The sequence below is a fragment of the Exiguobacterium sp. s56 genome (genome assembly GCF_018618255.1).
In the GTDB taxonomy this organism is placed as follows: Bacteria; Bacillota; Bacilli; order Exiguobacteriales; family Exiguobacteriaceae; genus Exiguobacterium; species Exiguobacterium chiriqhucha.
Map to the genome: position 1 here is coordinate 1 of NZ_JACSLR010000023.1, position 24,644 is coordinate 24,644.

20 protein-coding genes and 6 pseudogenes are annotated in these 24,644 nt (G+C 41.4%); 19 read left to right on the forward strand and 7 right to left on the reverse strand.

Annotated elements, in window-relative coordinates; all coding sequences use genetic code 11:
• Window positions 1-78: 78 nt before the first annotated feature.
• Window positions 79-171, forward strand: a pseudogene (locus KNP71_RS16125) (AAA family ATPase); the annotation flags it as partial.
• Window positions 172-549: 378 nt separating this feature from the next.
• On the opposite strand, the gene KNP71_RS14950 reads toward KNP71_RS16125, so the two are convergent.
• From KNP71_RS14950 to KNP71_RS14960, 3 genes are all read right to left on the reverse strand, one after another.
• Complete coding sequence (locus tag KNP71_RS14950; RefSeq protein WP_029336184.1) at window positions 550-942, reverse strand: FixH family protein; 393 nt, start codon at window positions 940-942, stop codon at window positions 550-552.
• 770 nt (window positions 943-1,712) lie between these two features.
• On the reverse strand, window positions 1,713-3,050 hold the full coding sequence (locus KNP71_RS14955) for a murein hydrolase activator EnvC family protein (RefSeq protein WP_029336183.1): 1,338 nt from the start codon (window positions 3,048-3,050) through the stop codon (window positions 1,713-1,715).
• Window positions 3,051-3,357: 307 nt separating this feature from the next.
• A complete protein-coding gene (locus KNP71_RS14960; protein WP_081828362.1) occupies window positions 3,358-4,899 on the reverse strand; it encodes an N-acetylmuramoyl-L-alanine amidase in 1,542 nt (513 codons plus the stop codon).
• Between the two features lie 384 nt (window positions 4,900-5,283).
• Here KNP71_RS14960 and KNP71_RS14965 point away from each other — a divergent pair, with 384 nt between their 5' ends.
• The 7 genes and pseudogenes from KNP71_RS14965 to KNP71_RS14995 all read left to right on the forward strand — a co-directional run bounded on the left by KNP71_RS14965 (window position 5,284) and on the right by KNP71_RS14995 (window position 11,317).
• Window positions 5,284-5,958 (forward strand): thioredoxin domain-containing protein, encoded by a 675-nt coding sequence (locus tag KNP71_RS14965; RefSeq protein ID WP_029595508.1) that lies wholly within the window; start codon window positions 5,284-5,286, stop codon window positions 5,956-5,958.
• Window positions 5,955-6,374 (forward strand): disulfide oxidoreductase, encoded by a 420-nt coding sequence (locus KNP71_RS14970; RefSeq protein WP_029336179.1) that lies wholly within the window; start codon window positions 5,955-5,957, stop codon window positions 6,372-6,374. The genes KNP71_RS14965 and KNP71_RS14970 overlap by 4 nt, the downstream gene beginning before the upstream one ends.
• A 420-nt stretch (window positions 6,375-6,794) precedes the next feature.
• Window positions 6,795-7,133 carry an ArsR/SmtB family transcription factor gene (locus KNP71_RS14975; RefSeq protein WP_029336177.1) on the forward strand — a complete coding sequence of 113 codons (339 nt, stop codon included), beginning with the start codon at window positions 6,795-6,797 and terminating at the stop codon, window positions 7,131-7,133.
• Between the two features lie 23 nt (window positions 7,134-7,156).
• Entirely contained in the window at window positions 7,157-8,098 is a 942-nt protein-coding gene (locus KNP71_RS14980) for a cation diffusion facilitator family transporter (RefSeq protein ID WP_029336176.1), read from the forward strand.
• 124 nt (window positions 8,099-8,222) lie between these two features.
• Complete coding sequence (locus KNP71_RS14985) at window positions 8,223-9,038, forward strand: ZIP family metal transporter (RefSeq protein WP_029336175.1); 816 nt, start codon at window positions 8,223-8,225, stop codon at window positions 9,036-9,038.
• 321 nt (window positions 9,039-9,359) lie between these two features.
• Window positions 9,360-10,253, forward strand: a pseudogene (locus tag KNP71_RS14990) (arsenic resistance protein).
• Window positions 10,254-10,465: 212 nt separating this feature from the next.
• On the forward strand, window positions 10,466-11,317 hold the full coding sequence (locus tag KNP71_RS14995; RefSeq protein WP_214830997.1) for a cation diffusion facilitator family transporter: 852 nt from the start codon (window positions 10,466-10,468) through the stop codon (window positions 11,315-11,317).
• A gap of 497 nt (window positions 11,318-11,814) precedes the next feature.
• On the opposite strand, the pseudogene KNP71_RS15000 reads toward KNP71_RS14995, so the two are convergent.
• Window positions 11,815-12,939, reverse strand: a pseudogene (locus KNP71_RS15000) (heavy metal translocating P-type ATPase); the annotation flags it as partial.
• Between KNP71_RS15000 and KNP71_RS15005 the strand changes: the two are divergent.
• The 3 genes and pseudogenes from KNP71_RS15005 to KNP71_RS15015 all read left to right on the forward strand — a co-directional run.
• Window positions 12,931-13,727 (forward strand): annotated as a pseudogene (locus KNP71_RS15005) (IS3 family transposase); the annotation flags it as partial. The pseudogenes KNP71_RS15000 and KNP71_RS15005 sit on opposite strands and share 9 nt — an antisense overlap.
• A gap of 59 nt (window positions 13,728-13,786) precedes the next feature.
• A pseudogene (locus tag KNP71_RS15010) lies at window positions 13,787-14,173 on the forward strand (DUF6036 family nucleotidyltransferase); the annotation flags it as partial.
• 188 nt (window positions 14,174-14,361) lie between these two features.
• Entirely contained in the window at window positions 14,362-14,556 is a 195-nt protein-coding gene (locus KNP71_RS15015) for a hypothetical protein (protein WP_214827483.1), read from the forward strand.
• A 188-nt stretch (window positions 14,557-14,744) separates the two neighbouring features.
• On the opposite strand, the gene KNP71_RS15020 is transcribed toward KNP71_RS15015, so the two are convergent.
• Entirely contained in the window at window positions 14,745-15,491 is a 747-nt protein-coding gene (locus KNP71_RS15020; RefSeq protein ID WP_214827480.1) for a hypothetical protein, read from the reverse strand.
• A gap of 516 nt (window positions 15,492-16,007) precedes the next feature.
• On the opposite strand from KNP71_RS15020, the gene KNP71_RS16065 reads away from it, so the two are divergent.
• The 8 genes from KNP71_RS16065 (at window position 16,008) to KNP71_RS15060 (ending at window position 22,362) form a co-directional block, all read left to right on the forward strand.
• Window positions 16,008-16,148 (forward strand): thioredoxin domain-containing protein, encoded by a 141-nt coding sequence (locus KNP71_RS16065; protein WP_353047513.1) that lies wholly within the window; start codon window positions 16,008-16,010, stop codon window positions 16,146-16,148.
• Between the two features lie 112 nt (window positions 16,149-16,260).
• Window positions 16,261-16,719, forward strand: coding sequence for a CopY/TcrY family copper transport repressor (locus tag KNP71_RS15030; protein ID WP_029336169.1), 459 nt, complete (start codon window positions 16,261-16,263; stop codon window positions 16,717-16,719).
• Between the two features lie 45 nt (window positions 16,720-16,764).
• Window positions 16,765-16,980 carry a heavy-metal-associated domain-containing protein gene (locus KNP71_RS15035; protein ID WP_029336168.1) on the forward strand — a complete coding sequence of 72 codons (216 nt, stop codon included), beginning with the start codon at window positions 16,765-16,767 and terminating at the stop codon, window positions 16,978-16,980.
• An 18-nt stretch (window positions 16,981-16,998) separates the two neighbouring features.
• Window positions 16,999-19,458: a heavy metal translocating P-type ATPase gene (locus KNP71_RS15040; protein WP_131472992.1), complete on the forward strand. Its 2,460-nt coding sequence runs from the start codon at window positions 16,999-17,001 to the stop codon at window positions 19,456-19,458.
• Between the two features lie 14 nt (window positions 19,459-19,472).
• Window positions 19,473-19,748, forward strand: coding sequence for a glutaredoxin family protein (locus tag KNP71_RS15045; protein ID WP_214827478.1), 276 nt, complete (start codon window positions 19,473-19,475; stop codon window positions 19,746-19,748).
• 142 nt (window positions 19,749-19,890) lie between these two features.
• Window positions 19,891-20,133 carry a heavy-metal-associated domain-containing protein gene (locus tag KNP71_RS15050; protein WP_051627724.1) on the forward strand — a complete coding sequence of 81 codons (243 nt, stop codon included), beginning with the start codon at window positions 19,891-19,893 and terminating at the stop codon, window positions 20,131-20,133.
• Window positions 20,134-20,183: 50 nt separating this feature from the next.
• On the forward strand, window positions 20,184-20,861 hold the full coding sequence (locus tag KNP71_RS15055; protein WP_353049055.1) for a hypothetical protein: 678 nt from the start codon (window positions 20,184-20,186) through the stop codon (window positions 20,859-20,861).
• Window positions 20,862-20,940: 79 nt separating this feature from the next.
• The gene (locus tag KNP71_RS15060; protein ID WP_029336162.1) at window positions 20,941-22,362 is read left to right on the forward strand and encodes an MATE family efflux transporter; all 1,422 of its coding nucleotides are present in this window, start codon (window positions 20,941-20,943) and stop codon (window positions 22,360-22,362) included.
• Window positions 22,363-22,589: 227 nt separating this feature from the next.
• Here the strand turns inward: KNP71_RS15060 and KNP71_RS15065 are convergent.
• Both KNP71_RS15065 and KNP71_RS15070 read right to left on the reverse strand, forming a co-directional pair.
• Window positions 22,590-23,444, reverse strand: a pseudogene (locus tag KNP71_RS15065) (PRD domain-containing protein).
• Window positions 23,445-23,463: 19 nt separating this feature from the next.
• Window positions 23,464-24,644: glycoside hydrolase family 1 protein (locus tag KNP71_RS15070; RefSeq protein ID WP_353049159.1), on the reverse strand; the 1,181-nt coding region annotated here is incomplete at its 5' end.

Here is a 24,644-nt window from a genome sequence, read left to right on the forward strand (position 1 = left end):
GGTCGATATATGTCACTGAGTGGTACCGAACATGGCATTTGGTGGTAAATAAAATGTCAGAGGCGGTAAAAACTCGTGGCCGTAATCAACAGGATCGTACACGACTCCTATAAAATCCTGGTCGATGGCGAAACCTCAATGAGGGAACACCACGGGCTAGGGATAAGCTAAGATCTTGGCCATCGATGAGTCGATGGCCTTTTTCTTCATATTGACTCGCTCAGTCGTCCGCACTAGTGGCTCTCTGTATCCGCAATACTCAGCAGGACAAAAAACGCATCCTTCGAGTTTTTGAGGATGCGTTTGAGCAATGTGACTCTATTTGACTCGCGTTTATATTCCTACATATAAGCATACAACTGATGGTAGTTTCCAAGGTGGAGCGACGGAATGGACGTATCAGACATTGGAGCGGAAAGGATATATCATAAAATTGGTATTTTTCGAGCATATATCACAAGGTTGATGTTGTCGCGCGATTCAATAAAAACGAGTTTTTTCATCATGGATTAGCTCGTCTATATTATTAATTGTAATAATTAAAATTTATTATTTTACTAATATTTCGTTTTTGGGCATAGAATGATAGCTTCTTGCTGTCGTATGTGAATATATAAAGTATTTACCGGGCTCTTCAAAAATATAAGAAATTACATACAGTCCGTCTTGTTGATAATTGGCTTCAATTTTTTCGTGTTGGCTTTCCTCTTGGCCTTCTTTCCATATCTCGAATTCAACTTTATCCGCATCGTCTACTTTCTCGTTTCCTTGAGAAACAGTTGCTATAAGTTCAATAACTTCGTTTGCTTTTACTATTTCAGGATCTGTTTTAAATTGTACATCAATTAATTCTGGAATCACTTCAGGTCCATTATTGCTTACTGTACTTCCACAACCAGATAATACTAACAAAACAATCAACAGTGAAAAAAACCTTGCCATCTTTTTTCTCTCCTTTAAACGATTTAATATTAACATACACGAAAATGTGATGTATTGATTATTACATTAAAAGTGACCTGATCATGCAATCTTATTAGCTATCGAGCATAGACCCCATGTCACTTTTAAGGTTCAAGACTTTATAGAGCGTCGTATGCTCGATTGGTTTACTTTTCTATATAAAAAATAAAGAAATGTACATTTTATATATTAAGTTCAATTTTATATATTAAGTTCAAAAGATATTAATTGAACTTAATCCAAAAAGTTGGATCATGAAATAGATCATCTGGTGACTTCGACAACCTAGGTTTGAATTTGGACCTTCATATCCGTAAATTTATCATCGACCGTTAGACACGGCCTTAGTAACCTAAGGTTCGTCTCGACGTATATTGCCAGTTGAAGGTCATCAAAGGAGAGAAGAGTCTGTACTTCAAGATTGAATCGATTAAAGATTGTCTACCCATCCATATCGTTTTTAATATCTACATAGTGAATGTGTATGTCGCACCTGAGATTGTATTCCCCAGGCACTCGTAGGGGGGTGGGGGCACGAACGAAAGCTCATCCTAACTTTCTGAAGTTTTTCTTGCGAGTCAGTTAGCGTTTGGTCACCGAGACTTTAAAAGCTTTCGGACATAAAAATCGCCCCATAAAAATTAGATTATCAGGTCCAACTTTTACGGGGCATCTAATATTCTGTGGTCTAAATATTAAGTGATTTACTGAAGTAATTATATAGTGTTAAACAATTTCGCCTCTGAAATTCAGAAAAATTGGGATGGGTTGACTGTATTCCCTGCACTTGTAGCTGAGTACGAATAGTTTCCTCGATGGACTTCAAAGTGTAAATGAGAACCGGTCGAATTTCCGGTACTCCCCATCGCACCGATGTTCTGTCCTCGGGTCACACGTTGTCCGGCGGAAACGGACAATGAGCTCATGTGAGCATAAAGGGTAGTCCAAACTTGACCGCCTATGACATGCGTAATGATGACATGATTTCCATAAGGTCCACCCCAGCCTGCTCGAGTTACAGTTCCTGTTTGAGCAGCCATAATAGGAGTTCCTACTGGTCCAGCTGTATCTAGTGCATTATGGAAGCTGTAGCCATTGGCCCCGCCTGCTGGACCCCATCCTTGGGTTACGATACCTGAGGTTGGACGTTGAAAAACTCCGCCACTTGTTGGAGAAGCGAGTGAATCCGTAGTCTTTGAAGTGTTTACCACTTTCTCAGAGTTTGGTGATTTTTCGAGAGAGGCTTTATTCTCGCTGATTTCATTTTTTTCGGCACTTTTTGCTTCTGCAGCTTTACGCGCAGCCTCTTTGGTACGAATTTTAGCTTGTTCTTCAAGCCTTTGGGCTTCAATCTCTGCTTGAATTGATTTTTCTTGTTCTTGAAGCGTCGATTCCATTTGTTGCAAGCTTACCAATTTAGATGTGAACTGGATTTTTTCGGCCTCTAATTTTTTTATTTGAGCAGCCCGCACTTTAATTTTGCCGTTCAATTTTTTCTGACTATTCTCTAGCTCTTCTTTTTGACTAATAAGCTTATCTTTTTCAGTGTCCAATTCAGCTTTAGCAATTTGAAGCTTATTTTTTGTTGATTGATATTCTTTGAAAAGTTCTTGATCATTTTCTTGAATCGTCCCTGCGGTGATCATGCGTGAAACCAGATCACCAAAGTCTTTTGAACCAAAAATAAATTCAGCCCAGTTTATAGAAGAACCACCGTTTTTTTGCATCGTGACCATGCGTTCTTCCATCAATGTCTTTTGAGAGCTCATTTTTTTCTGGAATTCTTTAATTTGAGTTTGAATCTGAGCAATTTTCTTTTGGGTTGTCCGAATTTCAGCCTTCTTCTGGGTGACCTCATTGATAATATCCTGTAACTCGGATTCCAAGTCATTCAGTTTCTGTTCTTCGAGTGTGATATCTTGTTCACGCTGCTGAATTGACGTATTAGCTTTACGTTGCTCTGTAGAATTTTGCGCTTGCTTCTGCTGGATATTTTTTTGTTTTTCAGTCAAGTTTAAAGCGTAAGAAGGGGATGCGCTTTGAACTAACATAACACCAAGTAAAGTTGAAGCTATAATTTTTTTCATGGTAAACAATGTTGTTGCCTCCGTAACTTATCTCTATTATAAAAAATGCGTTGCTGGATAAAAGTATTCGTATCATGATTAAAACTCGAACCGGAATCATTGTATCAATATTACTTCACCATCTATATTTCTATTTCTTTTCATTTCTATGTCAGTTGTTCTTTTGAGTTTATTGTCATTCGAGTATATCAAGAGAAATACTTATAATGCCATTTTGATGAGGAAATGAATGATGACCACTGAATTTAGGACATTTTGTCTCAAATTCAGTGGTCAAATCGTTTGTTAGTATTTGTTTGGTGTTTATTTAGTAGTAACTCTTCATAAATTTATCAATTCCTTTGGCGGTTGCTTTGATCATGTTACTTCCCGACATATAGGAGCGATCTACTGAGTTAGCAATAAAGCCATATTCGATGAGAGTAGAAGGTACCGTGTTTCTTCCTACCACATAGACATCTTGTCGCTTAACGCCTCGATTTTTAAAATCTGGAACGTTCATGGCGATTTCTTGATTAATTACTTCACCTAATCTGCGGCTAGCGTTCGCATATGGATTTGTGGTGTACGCGCTAGAAGTAGGGACGAGTGCTTCATGACCTGTAGCGAAAGAAGGTGAAGAATTAATGTGGACGCTTATGAAAGCGTCAGCATCAAGCCTTTCTGATAGATTGGTCCGCTCAACAAGTGACAAGTATCTATCATTTGAGCGCGTTAGTTTCACTTCATAAAGCTCATAGTTTTTCTTTAGTTCGTCGGCCACACGATTAGCAATGTTTAGGGTGAGTACTTTTTCTTGAACTGTACCGTTTGAAGTCACTGCACCAGCATCTCCCCCACCGTGTCCAGCGTCAATTAAAATCACGTGTTTGTTAGCTGGAATCACCGGTGATTTTATAGGAGTTTTTCCGGTAAATGGTTGCACAAAACCAGATGATACGTAACCGACTTGATTGTTATATCGCACCTTGTACCAACTGGCGCTTTTCGATATGACAGAAATCGAAGTGCCTGAGGGAATTGTTGTCAAAATAGATCCGTAACGACTCGCTTGGTTACGTAAATTAAGATTTTCGATAGTAATATATGTTGGATAAGTGGATAAAGAATCCCCCGGTGCCACTTGCACTATATAATGTCGAGCAGGTGTGAATCCTGTAATACCGTTATACATAACTTTTAACCAAGAACCCGTTGTGCCCGATTTTCCTAGTACAGTCACTTCAGTAGATGCTGGAATCGTAATAAGGACCTTTGAGTTCACTAAAGACATGCTTGAGCGAATCTCGGTCGTTTGCTTACTTCGTGACTTCATAGCCGAGGGCGATATGGTTACATACTGACTTGCCACATAGCCTTGAGTCCCATTGTATGATACTTTATACCAAGGGCCTGAGGCAGCATGGTACATTAGTGGGCTGGACTTTGGGATAGTCATTAAAACGGGTGATTTGACAGATGGGCCCTTACGCAGATTTAGTGAAGTTTTAGTTTTATATATTGTGTTTATTGAACTGACTGAATTTTTAGGTATAGGTTTTGGCGTCACGTACTTCGTTGAGACATAACCGATTTTTGAATTAAATGAAACTTTAAACCAGGATTTATCTTCTCCATATACACCTATCTTCTTAATGGTTTTTCCTTTTGGAATCGTCAAAAGGACTTTGCTTTTTGAAGAGAACGAGGAACGCAAATTCAAATTTTCAGTTGTTATGAATAGAGATTCCTCTGCATGTACGACGTTTAGGACGTTAACACTAGTTAAAAGCTTAAAGGGATAGAAAAAAGAAGTTAATAAAGCCAAGGAAATTACTAAGCTTATTCGAAATTTATGTTTAGACTTCATAATAGACTCCTCATATGTAGTTTTTTTGGTTGTAAAGACCCATGAATGGTTTTTTACTATCTGTATGGTACTTATCCTTTAAATATTAGTCATTCTATGCAACGATTATTGGCTTTCGTCTATCTACAGTTAAAAGTTTTCTTGCCCTGTTTTAAAATGCACTATTATTAAGGGGAATAGACGTATTTTAAGAAATAAATTGGCCCTCCTTTCATCTGCATAAAAGTTTAGTTGCATGAATGTGTTAGAATGTAACTTGTTTGACTCATAGATTTCGTTTTTAGAAGTCCATGGATTCAATGTTGAAAAACTAAGGATACTCTAGTATTTTTAGCTATAATTCTGATAAAAGAAATAACGAATTTATAAAAGAGGTGAATTGTTTTGAAAACTAATCAACTATTGACTATTTTTACATCCGTATTAGTAATTGCAGTCTTAGCTTTTTTATTTTTAAATGATCAAAGTTCCGAAAAATCAAAGACTAAAATTGTTCAAGATGAAAAGATATCAGTTAATAATCAACCTACAATAGGTAAAAAGGAAGCGCCGATATCAATTGTAGAATTCGGAGACTATAAATGCCCTTCGTGTAAAGAGTGGGGTGAAACAATCTATCCTCAACTTGTAAAAGATTACATTGAAAGTGGGAAAGCTTCCTTTAGTTACATTAATGTTTTGTTTCACGGAGATGAGTCCACTTTAGCTGCCCTTGCATCAGAATCTGTTTACAAAAATCACCCAGAATCATTTTGGCAATTTCACAAAGCTATTTATGAAGCTCAACCTGACGTGCAAATACACGATAATCCATGGGTTACGGTGGAGAAAATGGAAGAGATTGCGACGAAGACTGTCCCTTCTCTAGATTTAAATAAATTTAGAGAAGACCTATCAAGTCGTTCTTCTAGATTAGAATCAGTTAAAATGGATGCGGCGCTCGTAGAAAAATACAATGTTACACTGACCCCGACGATTGCAGTTAATGGGGTCATCCTTGAAAATCCATTCGACTATACCTCTATAAAAAAACAAATTGAAAAGGAGCTAACCCAATGAGCGCTTCAGTAATAAACCGATATGGACTGTACCTCGCCTGGGTTGTTTCAATTACTGCAGTACTTGGAAGTCTATATTTTAGCGAAATTCGTGGTTTTATACCTTGTGAACTCTGTTGGATTCAACGTATCTTTATGTACCCAATAGCTTTGATTCTTGCAATTGCAGTTTTCAGAGAAGATAGCTCAATCAAATTTTATGTTCTCCCTTTATCAATAATCGGATTCTGTATCTCTTTTTACCACTATCTTGTACAAAAGGTGCCCGGCTTTTCGGAAGTCAGACCATGTGAACAAGGAGTTTCCTGTAATGCACAGTACATTGACTGGATGGGTTTTATCACAATTCCGTTTTTAGCGTTGACCGCCTTTTTTCTGATTACAGTCATTCTTGGACGAATCAGTACCAAACAGTAGTTTTTGATTTGGATTTGAAAAATGAAGAACTAATTGTATCAAATTGGTATGCTTACTAAAAAACAGCTTTGATTTAGAAAAACATGAAAAGCTTTTTGAAGTTGGAAAATAGATTAGACAATACCCAGTAAATAATTCAATTGACGTTTTCTTAAAACGTTAGTGTACTATATTGATTTTTTGAAAAAGCGTGACTACCTATCGAGTATGAGATCTAACTAGCTCTCTAATAGGTAGTTTTTGTATGGCTAAAAATAAGAAATAATCGCAAAACCAGAGAAAGTATCTCAAATCTTCAAGTATGTAGAGCTGATAGAATAAATGTTTTTTAAATTAAGTGTTGACGGCACAGCAAAAGTCTAATAAGTTATATATGAACATATGAACATGTATAGTTATCATGAGCGGAGGTACTGACTTATGGATGAACCGATTGAAGATACTACAGAAAATGAAATAGAAATAGGGGCGCAGATTGACGATGAGACTCTATTTATTGTATCTCAGACGTTCAAGGCACTTAGTGACCCGACAAGAATTAAAATATTAACCCTGCTATGCACAAAGGAACATTCGGTCAACGGAATAGCTGATCTTCTTAACTTAAGTCAATCAAACGTGTCTCATCAGCTACGTTTTTTAAAAAATCTTCGACTTGTCAAGTTTAGAAGAGAAGGAACTACTCTATTTTATTCAGAAGATGATCACCATGTCATGAACTTACTAAGACAGGCGATTGAGCATGCGAAACACCACTAAATATAGTAAGGAGAGTTAATCTTATGGCACATAATCATGCACATGATCATTCTCATACCTCTAACAAAAAGATTTTGATCATTTCATTCTTTATTATTTCGGCATACATGGTTGTAGAGGCGATTGGAGGGTACCTTACAAATAGCTTAGCACTTTTAGCGGACGCAGGTCACATGCTTAGTGATGCGGCTTCGCTCGCTATTGCATTACTTGCCTTTAAATTAGGTGAACAAATAGCGAACAATCGTAAAACGTTCGGATATAGACGCTTCGAGATTCTAGCAGCTGTTTTAAACGGGGTCACACTCATACTGATTTCCATATATATCTTTTATGAGGCCATCAATCGATTTATTCAACCACCTGAGGTCGCATCCGTAGGAATGTTAATTGTTAGCAGTATTGGCCTTGCTATAAACCTTCTTGTTGGATGGATTATGTTAAGAGGTGCAGACGTAGAACATAATTTGAATATGCGAGGTGCTTATCTACATGTTGTAAGCGATACGTTGGGTTCAGTCGGTGCAATACTGGCAGCGCTTCTTATCATGGCATTTGGATGGAACTGGGCAGATCCGCTCGCAGGAATCATTGTAGCGGGACTTGTTTTACGAAGTGGTTATTTCGTGACGAAATCCGGATTGAACGTATTAATGGAAGGTGCACCACAAAACGTTGATGTCGAAAAGGTTCTTCAAGTCATTCACAACAAGGAGGGGGTACGGAGTATACACGACTTTCATCTTTGGAGTATCACAAGTGGAATGAATGCACTCTCATGTCATGTTGTCGTTGATGGTAATTTACAAATCTATGACAGTGAGAATCTACTTCAAGAAATTGAACACGATTTAGCACATCTGAACGTTCAACACTCTACGATTCAATTCGAAACTCTTTCTCATCCTCACAGCGATGAATTGCTTTGCAAACTGAAGGTAGGGGAAGTAGTACATCAACATTAAAAAAATCACCTGTTGAGTAGGATTGACAATCAAGAGGAGGAGACAGCAATGCTGATTTTGGATAATAGTTACTTAATTTTGAGCATGTATAGAAACTCGATTTTTGGCAACGGAGTTTTGATAGATGATTGAATATATTTCTTCGTTAGAACCCCTTACTCAAGCATTGCTGGGTACTTTATTCACTTGGGGGATGACGGCGCTTGGTGCCGCGTTAGTGTTTATGACAAAATCAATGAATCAAAAGCTAATGGATGGGATGCTCGGTTTTGCTGGAGGAGTAATGATTGCCGCTAGTTTTTGGTCATTACTCTCACCTGCAATTGAGATGGCGGAACAAGATTCTCTTCCGGCGTGGTTACCAGCTGCAATCGGTTTCTTACTTGGAGGATTCTTTTTATCAGGTGTTGATAAAGTGATTCCACATCTGCATCCCACTTCACCGATGGATGAGGCTGAGGGTATAAACCCTAAGAAGAGAAAGCGGAGCACGTTACTGGTGTTAGCAATAACATTGCATAATATTCCAGAGGGACTTGCCATAGGCGTTGCATTTGGAGCAGTTGCAGCAGGATTCCCTTCATCATCAATCACGGGAGCTATCGCGCTGGCAATCGGAATCGGCATACAAAATTTCCCTGAGGGTGCTGCTGTGTCAATGCCATTGAGACGAGATGGATTATCTCGTCGTAAAAGTTTTTTCTATGGCCAGTTATCTGGTATGGTTGAACCGTTCGCGGCGTTGGTAGGAGTAGTAGCAGTACTCATAATGGAGCCTTTACTTCCGTTTGCGCTAAGCTTTGCTGCAGGAGCAATGATTTTTGTTGTAGTGGAGGAGGTAGTCCCAGGATCTCAAGAAAATGGAAACAAGGACTTGGCTTCTGTTTGTTTAATGTTTGGCTTTACAATCATGATGATTTTAGATGTGGCTTTAGGCTAAAATAATTATTTTTTTAATGGTTATCACTTTATTTTTTGACTGATATATATTCAAGATACTAACTATATTCGGAAGTGTAAATAATGAGCCTTAATTATATTTACTTTCAGTCGGTATTTTTACTGTTGGATAAATAAAAATACTAGAAGAAAAAATATAAAACCTCTTGCCCTGGCAATTAAAATCGTGGAGTTATCTATTTCATTCTGAAATTTCCTGAAAATTTTGGGGGTGATTTTGATAGAGAAGGAAAGCAAATTCGGAATTCAAGTGCTAGAGAAGGTGGAAGCCCACCAAGTCAGTATATACATCATTTTTTTGATGTTGGCAGTAATCTTTGGTCTATTGAATACAGAAGCTGTATATCTCGATATTTTTATTTCTCCCCTTTTAGGAGTTTTGATGTATGGGATGTTCGTTCAAATTCCGTTTCTGAAATCGAATGGATCTGCTACAAACATGAGGTTTGTGGTAGCTCTTTTATTAGGAAATTTTGTTGCCGTTCCTTTAATAGTTTAGGTTTTGGTTATCATATTTCTTCAAGATTCATCACTAATGCTGGGGGTGTATTTGGTGTTGTTAACACCGTGCATCGACTATGTGATTGTTTTTACAAAGATGGGAAAGGGAAACGAATCAATATTGTTAAAAGTAACACCGATTCTTTTAATTTTACAGACGATACTCTTACCCATATATTTATTCGTATTATTAGGAGAAAAGGCTATTAGTATCGTTAGGATGGGTCCATTTCTAGATGCATTTCTATTTTTGATTTTTATACCGCTTCTATTAGCGATAATGACACAATTGTGTTCTAAAAAGAGTTCTTTAGGTAATCGTATCATGAAAATGCCGCCATGGATTCCCGTTCCATTTATGTCTTTTGTACTTTTTGTGGTAGTTGCCTCTCAAATTAGGGAAGTGTATAGTGACCTCGGGACATTAATAGATGTAATACCAGTTTATATTTTATTTCTACTTATCATACCATGGGTGTCAAAGTCCCTTGGTAAGTTGTTCAAACTAGATATTGCTTCAAGAAGAGCAATTACATTTAGTATGGGAACAAGGAATTCACTTGTAGTTCTTCCATTAGCATCTATATTACCAGAGCCCCTATCAACACAAGTAGCTGTAGTGATCATTTTACAGACCGTTACCGAATTGTTCGGAGAAGTCTTATATATAAAATTAGTGCCTAAATGGTTCTAACAAATTAGATACATGTATTTAATTTCGCTTTCAAAAATTACGTCCTTCGATTGTTTATTAAAATATTAAGAACTGCGCTTAAGTTCTCAAGTATGCGTTGTTTACAATCAATAGGCAAAGAAATTTATTATATTGCAGAACGCTAGAGACCAGTATTATTCTAACAACTAACCTTTTTAAGGATGGACTACCAAGTGAGGAGAGATCGAACAATGGCGAGTACTGATAAGGCATCAAAAAATATCAAACTAGCATTTATAATTAATCTTGTTTTCTCGATTGGTGAATTTATCGGGGGATTTTTGATTAATAGTGTTGCAATCATGTCGGACGCCATTCACGATTTAGGTGATGCTCTTGCATTGGGCCTGTCCTGGTTCTTACAAAAATTTTCGAACAAAAAACCCGATCATAACTTCACTTTTGGATATAATCGTTTTTCCCTTTTAGGAGCATTAATAAATGCGACAATATTAATAATTGGATCTGTATATATTTTTACTCAAGCAATTCCTCTACTGTTTGAACCGGAGCATTCTAATGCACAAGGAATGATTTGGTTTGCAATTTTTGGTGTGCTTTTAAATGGTTTTGCGGCATTCCGTCTACACAAAGGAAAATCAGTAAATGAGGGAGTACTATCTTGGCACCTTTTAGAAGATGTTTTAGGTTGGATTGCCGTTCTTGTAGTAGGGATAGTTTTACTCTTCAAGGATATACATATACTTGACCCCATCCTATCAATTGCTATTGCGTTGTTTATATTAGTGAATGTGTTTCGTAATTTAGTTAAAACAATGAAAATACTTTTAGGTGCTGTCCCTGATGGTATTGACATCGATGAGGTGAAGCAAAAGATTGAAGGTATTGAAGAAGTGATTTCTGTTCAAAACCTATATGTCTGGTCAATTGATGGCGAAGATAACGCCATGAATTTACACTTAATAGTAGAAGAGATGAATCTAAAGGATTCAACTATTGTTAAACAAAAAGTCAAAGAAGTGACTTCAAAACTAGATATTAAACATTCTACAATAGAGTTAGAATCAAAAAAATACAACTAAAGAAATAAGTCATCCTTGCACCAAATCCACACTGAGGTTCGACATATGAGTAAAAATTCTATACTTCATACCGTCTGATACCAATAAATACTTTTCTACGTGCAAGGAAACTGAATATCGAATGAGGGTATATTTAGAAACCCCCTCATTCGTTTTTTTTTTGAACACTATCGAAATTTCGTCTCTTAAAATAGGATGTATTCGAATGAATGAATGATTCCAAAACGAACGTTCAAATATTTAGATTTAATTGTCATAGTTTAGTAGACCTATCGACCGGATTTTCTTTCCATACTTCGGAGAATATTCCGGTCAATGAATAAGGTTCGGCCTCGATTAAAACTGTCTGATGATAAAAAAGCTGATAATGAAACCTAAAAAGATGACTCGGGAACAATACCGAAGTCATCTTAAAGCCGTCTTAAAAAACAGAGATCATTTATTTTTATCATACCCAGTACAAATTCGAGGATATAAAAATGAATATTTTTGTTTTTTTATTCTTTGACATTCATCAGTCTTAAACTGTTCAGTGCTACCAGAAGAGTTGCCCCCATATCGGACATAATAGCTATCCATAGGGTGAGCCAGCCCGGGATGACCAAGAGTAATGCAATCGCTTTGATACTGATAGCGAACGCGATGTTCACTTTGATAATATTTAGGGATTTTCGGCTCAATTTTATCGTAAACGGTAGTTTGCTCAAATCGTCGCCCATCAGGGCGACATCTGCTGTTTCCAAAGCGGTATCCGTTCCAGCACCACCCATGGCAATTCCAACAGTAGAGGCAGCGAGTGCCGGAGCGTCATTTACGCCGTCCCCGACCATCGCGACATTGTCGTACTCAGCTCGCAAGCGTTTAATGACATTTAATTTATCCTCTGGCATCAATTCTGCCTGGATTTCGTTGACGCCAACTTGCTGGCCGATAGCTTTGCCTGTCCCTTTGTTGTCACCCGTCAGCATAATTGTCTTTTTAATACCCATATCATGTAGTTTCCGGATGATTTCTTTGCTGGATTCCCGGACTTCGTCGGCTACGGCGATAACCGCCAATATGCTTTGTTTCGTTCCGATAATCATCGAAGTCTTACCTTGCTGTTGCAGAGCCGTTACGGTTTGGTCCAGATTATTATCAATACTTTCAACACCTAGCTCGTTAAAGAGAAGCGGGCTTCCGATAAAGTAGGTGGTGCCGTCTATCGTTCCTTTAATGCCTTTTCCTGTGATGGAAGAGAAGTCCTCAACTCTGATAGAGGTGTAAGGTATGTTTTCCTCGTCCGCTTTTTTCATGATGGCAGAGGCCAACGGATGCTGAGAACGATATTCCAATGCCGTCACGATAGAAAGCAGTTCTCTCTCGTTTACCTGCTTGTTCGTGATTTTAAAGTCTGTGACGACAGGTACACCTTTGGTCAGGGTACCGGTTTTGTCAAATGCAATAGCTTTCAGCGCGCCCATTTCTTCCAGGTATACGCCGCCTTTAATCAAGACCCCTTTTTTGGCAGCATTACCGATGGCGGAAACAATCGAAATCGGCGTCGAAGTGACTAAGGCACACGGGCAACCCACTATTAGAACCGCCAATCCTTGATAGACCCAGGTTTCCCAGCTGGCATCTCACGTGCGGCCTATTACAAATGGTTGAATCGCACCATACCGGTGCGTCAAGAAGAGAACGAGAAGCTTCTGGAGGACATCCGTCTACTCTATGACCAGGCGAACGGCACATACGGGTACCGTCGGATCACGATGACGATCAACCGGTTGCGCCGACAACAAGGACTGTCCCCGTTCAATGAAAAGCGAGTCTATCGCTTGATGCATATCCATGGGATCCAATCGGTCATCCGCCGGAAGCGGAAGAAGCATAAGAAGTCAACGCCGCAGCACGTGGCCGAGAATCTGATGAACCGAGAGTTCAGCGCGTCCCGACCGGACGAGAAATGGTGCACCGACGTCACCGAGTTTAAATATGGTGCCGGGAAAAAGGCATACCTGAGCGCAATCATCGACCTGTACGACGGCTCGATCGTCGCCTATCGCATCGGAAAGTCCAACAACAACGTTCTCGTCTTCCAGACGATGATGCCAGCCATCACGGGGCTCCGCACAGGAGCGCGTCCGATGATCCATAGCGCCAATATACCTCGAGAGGGTTCAAACGCATGGTGGAAGACGCGGGACTGACCCACAGCATGTCCCGGGTCGGACGTTGCATCGACAACGCCCCGATCGAGAGCTTTTGGGGTACCCTGAAAGTCGAGATGTACTACCTGCGTGAGTTTCAGGCCTATAGCGAACTCACATCGGCCATCGAGACCTACATATCGTTCTACAACCATGACCGTTTCCAGAAACGGCTAAACGGCTTGAGCCCTGTCGAATACAGGTCTCAAGCCGCCTAGTTCGGTTTTCATTATTTGCCCTGTCTACTTGACGGGGGGCAGTTCAGTATCGTCCGACGCGAGATATTGATATTCGCGTGACGGAGGGCGTCGTGACACCTGAATTGAAAGAGGCGCTTCATGAATATGAAATTGAAATTGTCGAAGGGGTGATTCAGTTCCCACCCCGTGAAGACTTTAAGGAAAATGAATTCCGGCATAAGATTGAAGGGCTGTTCGAGGCGATTGATGTGTATATCCCCGACATTGAACTTTTAGCATGTACCAAGATTTTCTCCTCTCGCCAAAAGGATCTAGAGGATCTCGAAAAAACGAATCTATTGGCACTTTGCGATAAAGATAAACTTCTCGACCTTGTAGAGGAATACAAAGCAAACATGACGTGGGACGATCCATTTTGTAACGTGCATGACTTGAGTCGAATTTTTCAGGAAAAGGGTATATAATAAATCAAAAGAAGAGTAGAGGAGGGTGACCGATGTCAGACAGTAATCATGTACTTCTGCAAAGCGAGCTAGCGGATGAACTGAATCGTATGCAGGCAGGCGGGACAAGCTATCGCTTAGAGACGGCTCAATTGGCCCTGGCATTAAGTCGTCATGTATCGGTCCCTGAATCGCTACGTGACTGAGAAATGGCTCGCCAGTATGTTCGATCTTCACTGCATGATTTACAGGACGACCGGGCAGAGGATGTGGCAAAAATGCTTAGTATGGCAGCACGGCGTGCCTACAACACTCCTGAAAATACGTTCTCGGTAGATATGAAAGTGAAATTAGAAGAAAAGCGTAATCGATTCAAGGTGCGTGGATTGCAGGTGAAATCTTAATTGGACCAAGCGGAGTCATTCTTTATACTCTCATGAGGTTATGATTCTACGTGTGAATGAAGCATCTTTGGTCAAGTCATTGAACATGTATCAGACGATTTCTTCAAACCGTTAAATACTTTGTTTGTAATAAACATAAGGGTACTAGATTCAGTCACTGGTTGACTCAACCTAGTACCCTTTTCGTATCATTGTTTATTTTGTTGGGTGCTCCGCTCACGCAGGACCGCGAGCTCGACCTGTTCCTGTAACCGGTTCTCGAATGTCTCTTTCTCTCGACGGAGGAGCTGGACTTCTAAGTGCAGTTTCTGGTTCTCTTCTTCAAGCTGGTCAAGACGGCGTGTACGAGCTTTTAAGTCGTCGACAGCGTCCATAAGACTTTGATTTTGCCGATAGAGCTGGCTACGTTCATCTTCTAGCTTTTTCATGTCTCCTTCTAGATGAAAAACTGTTTTTTTCTGCTCTTTTAGTTCTTCTTTGTTAGACACACGTTCTGTTTCCAATGCGTCTTCAACGATTCTCTTTTCAGCGATTAGTTGGTTGATTTGATCTTGTAATTGAGTGAGTGCAATTTCATGTGACGACACCTTTCGCTCATACTCCTCTTGGAGTCGTTCAGCTTCTGCAATTACGCTTTGTTCAAGGTCATGAATGGTATTTTTATATCGCGCGTTGATTCGCTCATGTTCTTTTTGTTGCGTTTCTAGTCGAGTGGCTCGTTCATTGAACAGGGCAAGCACTTGATTCAGTGCTGCTTCGAGTGATTCGTTCTCCTTGACGACTAAGGGGTCCGGTGACTGTTTATCGGCCAATGATATTAATTGCTCGAATAATTGGTTGGTTGATATTTGACATTGCTCCATTAAACGCTGAATATGTTCTTTCACTTCTTGTGACACGCGGAATGACGTCACCTTGGTCTCGTTTGATTCCAATTCTAATCCCTCATTTGGTTATTATTTTGTATACAGCATATGTAGTTCCTATATTTAAATCATTTAAATACAAGTTGTTATAAAAAAAATCACTCATAAACTGGCACTTTGTGGTGTAGGAAGGTATACATTTCGACGTCGAAATGTATACCTTCCTACACTTTTTACTTATGAGAATGTCTCAATAGTAAGCTAGTAGTCGAATCATCTATTTAATCCTAGCGACTAAGCAACAAAACGCTTAAGACAATTCCTACTTTGTTTTATTACATCATATAAGAGATGACAGTAGTTAACAATTTAAAGCTGTATGAGTTCAAAATAAATACGACCCAACTAAGTACGAATCGAATTAGTGTTTTGAGAGAAACAATAAGCTTAAAGAAACATACAAAATGGACACGAATATATAGATTGACAAATAACGTTTACATTCGTGAACTCAAATCGATTACAAATGTAAACGAAAAGAGAGGAGAAAAAATGCTTTCGAAATTTCAATTATCTGATTTGCAAATGGTTAATCACTCTACGCAGCCTGTAGTCTTAAAGTTCACCGCCGATTGGTGCCCGGGATGCCGTCAGCTCGCACTACTATTTGAAAGCGTTGCTGAAGGATATCCAGATGCGTTTTCTAGACAAGAATATAGCCAATGAAGACTGAATAGCGAACCCAAAAACATAATGGTTGACAGTCGACGTTTACGATTGTAAACTGAAAACAAATAAAACGTTTACGATTGTAAACTTAAAATTGGAGGTTAGACAAATGGCTGAACATGTCGAAAAACAAATCACGGATTCAGAATGGGAAGTCATGCGTGTCGTTTGGGCCCAAAAGCACGTGACCAGTAAAGAAATCATCGAGGTATTGGAAAAGAAGATGAGCTGGAAGCCTGCGACGACGAAGACATTCATTGGAAGGCTCGTGAAAAAAGGGATGCTCTCAACCGAGGCCGAGGGGAAGAAATTCATCTACTCCGCGAACGTCGTTGAAGGTGACGTCATCAGAGAGACGTTACACGATCTACTCGATCATATCTGTGACAGGGATGTCGGTAACACAATCGGAACGATGATCACACAGGCGACACTGAGTGTACAGGATATCGAGAATCTCAAAAAAATCCTTGAGATGAAGGAAAGTGAAGCGGTGGAGGACATTCCATGCACCTGTACCCCGGGTCAATGCAGATGTCAGGACCATTCCTGTGGATCCAGACATTGAGTTTGAAATGATGTCATGAAGGTAGTGAATAGGAGGAGATTCAAGATGAAAAAAACGATTTTAACGATTAAAGGTATGTCATGCGCTCATTGTGTCAACAAAGTCGAGTCAGCACTTGAAGGTCTGAATGGGGTTGAAAGTGCGAAAGTCAACTTAAAGAAAGGCATTGCAAAAGTGAAGTACGATGAAACACGACTAGATGTGAATGAATTTAAAGAAGTTGTGGGCGAGGTCGGTTACGAAGTCGAATCAGCCCAATAATAATGGAGGTAAGACGATATGGAGAGTAAGACATTTGCCGTGGAAGGGATGACCTGTGCGTCCTGCGTTCAGACAGTTGAAAAAGCAACAAAAAAATTGCCTGGCGTAGTGACCTCCAACGTCAACCTAGCGACTGGGAAATTGAGCATTCATTACGATGAGACGAAAATCTCGCCGCTGGATATTCAGACGACCGTCGAGAAGGCTGGCTACAAGGCCTCAACCGAGACCGAGCAAAGATCATTTGTCATCACAGGGATGACTTGTGCCTCGTGTGTGCAGACGATTGAGAAGGCCACGAGGAAAATGGTGGGTGTGACTGAGTCGAATGTGAACTTGGCGACAGAAAAATTAGTTATTCGATATGATCCTCAGCTGGTGACTGTATCAGATGTCATCCGAGTGGTGGCAAACGCCGGATATGAGGCAAGAGAAGATCAAGAATCAGCGGATAGTCAAGATACCGAGAAAGAAAAGAAACTGAAAAAAATTCAATCGATGTGGAACCGATTTGTAGGGTCGGCGATTTTCACGATTCCATTACTCTATGTGGCGATGGGGCATATGATCGGCCTACCCCTACCGATGGCATTGCATCCAACGATGAACCCAGAATTGTTCGCTGTCTTGCAGCTCATGATGACCATCCCAGTGATGTTATTCGGATGGAAATTCTTCTCCGTCGGATTTAAGACATTGTTCCGAGGGCATCCGAATATGTATTCACTTGTCGCCCTAGGGACGAGCGCAGCCTTCTTCTATAGCGTCGGTGCCACCATGGCTATCCTCTCAGGTTATGAGGGATACGTGAATAGCCTCTACTATGAGACAGCCGCAGTCATTCTCACGCTGATCACATTAGGTAAATATCTTGAAGTCCGGTCGATGGGTAAAACATCCGAAGCGATTGAAAAATTGATGGGACTGGCACCTAAGACGGCAAAGGTCGTCCGCAACGGACAAGAGTTAGAAGTATCAATCGACGAAGTCATCGTCGGCGACACGATTATCGTAAAGCCTGGTGAGAAGATTCCGGTGGATGGCGTGGTTCTATCAGGTAATACGTCTGTAGACGAATCCATGCTGACCGGTGAAAGTATCCCTGTTGAAAAAAATGTGGGTGCTCAAGTCATCGGTGCCAGCATCAACAAGAACGGGATCATCCAATACCGAGCCACGAAAGTCGGTAAGGATACGGCGCTATCTCAAATCATCAAATTGGTCGAGGATGCACAGGGCTCTCGAGCTCCTATCGCAAAACTGGCCGATATCATCTCCGGATACTTTGTACCGATTGTCATCGTCGTCGCGATCCTTTCAGGAATTGCATGGTATTTAGGCGGTCAGACCGGCCTCTTCGCCTTGACGATCACGATTTCAGTACTGGTCATCGCCTGCCCTTGTGCACTAGGTTTGGCCACACCAACAGCAATCATGGTGGGTACGGGCAAAGGTGCTGAGAATGGTGTGTTGATCAAGAGTGGCGGCGCCTTGGAGACGACCCATAAAGTCCAGACGATCGTGTTCGACAAGACAGGGACGATCACTGAAGGAAAACCGAAAGTGACAGATATCGTGACAGTGAATGGACATCAAGAAGATGAGTTGTTACGCTTGACCGCTTCCGCTGAAAAAGGGTCTGAACATCCATTGGGCGAAGCAATCGTAAGAGCGGCAGAGGACAGAATGATGCGTGTCATGGATATCGATCGTTTTGAAGCCATCCCAGGGCACGGGATCGAAGTACTGATCGACGGAAAAGTCTTGCTTGCCGGAAACAGAAAATTGATGAAAGACCGCGGCATCTCACTGGATGTCCTTGAAGGCGCTTCAGACAAACTCGCACACCAAGGCAAGACGCCGATGTATATCGCGATTGACCAACAAATCGCAGGGATCATCGCTGTCGCAGACACCGTCAAAGAAAACAGTCGTAAAGCCATTCAGAAACTTCAACGAATGGGTATCGAAGTAGCCATGATCACCGGAGACAACAAAGGTACGGCCATGGCGATTGCGAGACAGGTCGGGATCGATCGGGTACTGAGTGAAGTGTTACCTGAAGATAAAGCGAACGAAGTGAAGAAGTTACAGGCCGAAGGGAAGAAGGTCGCAATGGTCGGTGATGGAATCAATGACGCACCAGCCTTGGCCCAAGCAGACATCGGAATCGCGATCGGTTCGGGTACTGACGTTGCGATCGAATCTGCAGACATCGTCTTGATGCGAAGCGATTTGATGGATGTACCTACAGCTGTCGAATTGAGCAAGTCAACCATCCGCAACATCAAACAGAACCTGTTTTGGGCATTTGCCTATAATGTCATGGGTATCCCGTTTGCGATGGGGATTGTTTATCTACTCGGCGGGCCCTTGTTGAACCCGATACTTGCCGGAGCGGCCATGAGTTTAAGCTCAGTCTCGGTCCTGGTGAACGCACTCCGTTTAAAACGATTCAAGCCTTCGATGATCAAATAAAAGGAGGGAGTGGGATGGATACAGCCCTACAGCTCGAGCTTTACACGCGTCCGACGTGTTCAGATTGTCAGGATGCCAAAAAATACTTAAAAACAATCTCAGTCTCTTATGTGAACAAAGATGTGGGTGTGAACCTTGACCTTGAACAAGAAATGGTAGCGATATCAGGGAATCGAATCGTACCACTGTTTGTCTTCTACAAAAAAGGGATGCTCAGAAAAAGAAGAGTAGTGAAGTACTTTGTTGGCTTCGAGAACAACAAAGAAGAGATTCTAACATTGCTACGATAAGCAACGATAGCTCACTCTCAGAACCTGTTGAAAGCGTGTCGCGCAATGAGGGACACGAACATAAGGTGGCGAGGGTGTAAAAAAATCGATACTTTTACACCCTACCCATGTATGGTAATTAAATAATCAGGAGGAACATATAATGAAAAAATCAACATTTCAGGTAGCGGGTATGTCTTGTGGATCTTGTATCAATAAGATTGAAGGACACGTTGGAAAGTTAGCGGGTATTGAATCAGTGAAGGTCAATCTTTCGGCGGGAGAGGTGGACGTGACGTTCGATGAAAGCCAACTCACACTTTCTGAGATTGAAACCGCAATTCAAGAGACTGGCTACGAGGTAACGGAGGCGACCGTTAAAATCGGTTGTTCTTGCTGCAAGTAATGGAGGTCGAGTGACGGTGCGATCAAGGACTACTCAAAGGAGTGTTAAACGTGAAAGACCATGGACATCATCATATGAAGAACTTGACGGGAAATGAAGTGTCTGTAGAAGCCAAATATGAATTCGGGAAAATCAGTATCGAGTTAAAGGATCAACATCAGCAAGCCCCGGAACTCGAAGTCAGCCATGAAAAGGAATTCCATTTGATTCTCGTGAACGAAGACCTAACTGAGTACCGACACCTCCATCCGTTTAAAAAGGGTGAGGGTCGATTCGAGCAACCCGTCCAACTTGAGGCAGGGGCGTATAAACTCTTTGTGGATATTCAGCCTAAGGGACTGGCATATCAAGTGAAGCCGGTTCACTTACAGATTGATCATCAGTCCTCTTCCTCTATCGAATCGTCACTTAAAGTGAATGAGCGTCTGACGAAGACGATCGAAGGTCATACCGTCGAGCTGTCGATTGACTCTTTAAAAGCGCATGTCCCGACTGTCTTCAGCTATGACACCAAAGAAAGTAACCCGGAGCCATACCTTGGAGCACTTGGTCATGTCGTCATCTTGGATGAAGCCGGAGAACAGTTTATCCATGTGCATCCTTCTTCTCATGATACGACGGAATTTGAGACGGTCTTCCATAAACCTGGCCTATACAAGGTCTGGGCCGAATTCCAGTTCCATGGGACTGTGCACACCTATCCTTTCGTCATTCGTGTCTCAGATTGACCATGAGCGACCCATGGTTCCTCGTTGGGTCGCTTTCCTGTAATCGTTGTAAGCATAATTTTCGAAGGAGAGGACTCAGATGATAGAAAGTGAGCGGCTGGACACTCATGGTGATCGAAAAACCAAGATGAAATTCATCCTTCTACTCGCGTTACCAGCGGTTGCCGAGAATTTTTTCCAAACGTTGCTCGGATTTGTCGATACGCTGTTCGTCTCAAGAATCGGCCTAGCAGAAGTGTCAGCGGTAGGAGTGACGAATGCCATCCTCGCCATCTACTTAGCTGTCTTTATGGCAATCGGTGTGGCAGTAAACGTTTATGTCGCCAATAACTTAGGCGCAGAACGAATCGAGCGCGCGAGACATATCGCGCAGCAGGCCATCGTCCTATCTGTCGTGGTCGGGGTGACCTTTGGGGTCGTGACGCTATTTTTCGCTGAGCCTCTCCTGCGGTTGATGGGGGTGGAGAATGACGTTTTAGAAGCTGGTAGCACCTACTTCAAAATTGTCGGGATCCCATCGATCGTGATGGCGTTGATGTTTGTGCTCAGTAGTATCTTACGAGGTGCGGGAGATACAAAATCACCGATGAAGGTGAGCATCGTCATCAATGTCGTCAATATTGTGCTCGACTATATGTTGATTTTCGGTTTTTGGATCATCCCCGAACTTGGTCTCGTCGGAGCGGCACTCGCGACCGTCATCGCCCGGCTCGTCGGGACGCTCTTATTGATGAACTATATTCGTAAGACGGAAGTGATCGCCTTCAGGAAAGATTTCTGGAGACCGGATCTCGAACACCAGTTGGAGCTCGTGAACCTTGGAAGCCCGGCGGCTATCGAGCGATTGGTCATGAGAGCCGGACAGATCGTGTATTTCGGATTCATCGTGGTACTCGGGACGAACACCTTCGCCGCGCATCAAATTGCAGGGAATCTAGAGGTGTTCTCTTATATGTTGGCATATGGTTTCGCGACAGCAGCAACCATTCTCGTCGGTCGCAACATCGGAGCGGGAGACCACGAGACCGCCAAAGAATATGCCAGATTGAGCACGTTCATGGCGATGGGCTTCATGTCCTTATTCGGGGTCGTCTTATTCTTCTTCGGAGGATGGGCAGGTTCACTTTTCACCGACGATCCCCAAGTCATCAAAGACATCGATGTCGCATTAAAAATAGCAGCGGTCTTCCAGCCTTTCCTAGCAGTTGTCCTTGTATTGACCGGTGGATTCCAAGGAGCGAACAATACGAAGTTTCCAATGTATCTGACCACGATCGGTATGTGGGTGATCCGGACTGGGGCAGTATATGTATTGGCGATTCAGATGCAGATGGGCATTGCAGGAGTGTGGATCGCCATCGGTCTAGACATCGTCTTTAAGGCGATCGTCCTTTGGATTCAATTCAGCCGAGGGCGTTGGATTGTAGTGGAATCCGAACCGCAGAAGCCCTGTCATCCCAAAACTAAGCATGAAGACGTGCGATGTATAAATAATTATTAACACTTGACTGAAATTGTAGGAAAGAGCAAAGTTGTTCTTTCCTTTTATCTTTTCTGAAAAAGTTATTAAAGGAGCCCGTCACGCCGATCTAAAGAAATCGAATCAGTGGTGAAAAACACACATATGTCATGCGGCCTATAGCTGCTCGATTATAAAAAATGGATATTTTTTTGTTCAGTATAGAAAAAACCTGGTCTTCGTCAAAAAGAACCAGGTAATTAAGAAAGTTATTGTTTATTCAAATCCATATTAGTTGTCAGTCGATGAATATGAACGGCTAGATAAGCTAGTTCCTCATTAGGAATTGTCACACCGTGCAACTGTTTAAGGTAGTCCCGTACTTTGAATGAACCATTCATGGCCTTTGGGTAGATGTTCGCAATCTGTTCAAATAGTTGATCGGATTCTTCATTCAATATTTTTCCAGCATAAAAGCGTTCAGCGAAATATTTCACATGTGTGATGAATCATGAATAATGAATATCTTCTTCATCGGTTTCAATATTGTAAGCATATCGAATAAGGTTCACAATACTCCCAATCATCTTGGCGTAGCGCATGCCATCACGTGTTTCTTCTCTTTCTCCTTGCGCGTTGATAATATGAAAAGCAATATTGGCTGCCTCTTTAATAGGCAGTTCGATTTTAAACCGTTCATTCATGAGATTAACCGCATAACTTCCAATCTTGAATTCCTGTGGATAATAGTTTCGAATTTCCCAAAATACTCGGTTGCTGATAGTAATACCTTTATAATAACGTTTTACCGCAAAGTGAAGGTGGTCTGTCAGTGTTGAAAAGATACCGGCATTGAGCTTTGTAGCCAGCTTTTCCTCAGCATATGCAACGATTTCTCGAGTGATCTCGACGAATTCAGGAGGAATTTCAGTCACCAGTCCTATGAACTCTTTAATACGGACATCGTCAGCGGGTATGAACATTTGGGAGGCTTCAGGTGGAGCGACAACATTTCCGACTTTCTGCCCGAAACCAATTCCTTTTCCAATTAAAATGTACTCAAGCTTTGATTTGTCCTCGACAATCACGACACTTGAATTTAATACTTTTTTGATACGAATCATTCCATACCTCCGTCTTAATTCAAGTCAGATCATCTCCATTTGAAGCTATGACTTTTTTATACCAGTAGAACGAATCTTTTTTAATCCGTTCTAGGGTCCCGTTCCCTTCGTCGTCCAAGTCTACATAGATGAACCCATACCGCTTCTTCATTTCTCCTGTACTGGCTGCAATTAAATCGATTGGTCCCCATGCCATGTAACCGAGTAAAGGCACCCCGTCGATGGAAACTGCTTTTTTCATCTCTTCAATATGATCCCGTAGATAGGCGATACGATAATCGTCATGAACTTTCTTATCTGAGGTGAGTTCATCAACGGCCCCGAGACCGTTTTCAACAATCATAAGTGGCAACTGATATCGATCATATAGATAATTTAAAGAATAGCGCAAGCCTTTCGGATTGATACTCCATCCCCATTCGCTTTGCTCCACATGCTGGTTTTTATAGCCTGTCTTCACGCCATTCAAACCAGAGAATTCGAGAGGCGACTCCTTGACGATAACGTGAGTTAAGTAATAGCTATATGAAATAAAATCAACAGGACCACGATACAATGTATCGGCGTCTCCTTCTTCAAACGGCAAAGAGATATTCTCGCGCTCTAATTCTTTTTTAATGTAGTTCGGATATTTGCCACGACAAAGTACTTCACAGTAGTACTGCATTTTATGCATGAATTCCTCAGTTCGTTGGACGTCATCTGGGTCTGGGGAGTTTGGATATGCGAAGTGGCCATTATACATCATCCCCACTTTGTTCTCTGAATCAATCTCATGGGCAAGTGTCACGGCTTTGGCATTCGCCAACATCTGATGGAATGCACCGATAAACTGTGATTCTTTCGTTGAAGAAGGGATTCCTCCCCCCATCCATGGTTTTGTCGACATGACATTGATTTCATTAAAAGGAATCCAATATCGGACTTTACCTTTATATCGAGTAAACATGGTTTCGCAGTAGTGAAGGAAGAAGTCGACCACATCACGATGAAGCCAGGAGCCATATTTCTGTAATCCTAGTGGAGTCTCGAAATGAAGAGAATCATGAAGAAGCACCATCTCCAGTGTCGGATCAAACCCAAACGAAAATGGAAGTCTCAGGGTGAGAGTATCGTCATCGCCCCTGACCTTCTCAAGCGAGACTTCACTGCCAGTAGACCGAATAAGAAGTGGGTGACGGACATCACCTACATCCAATA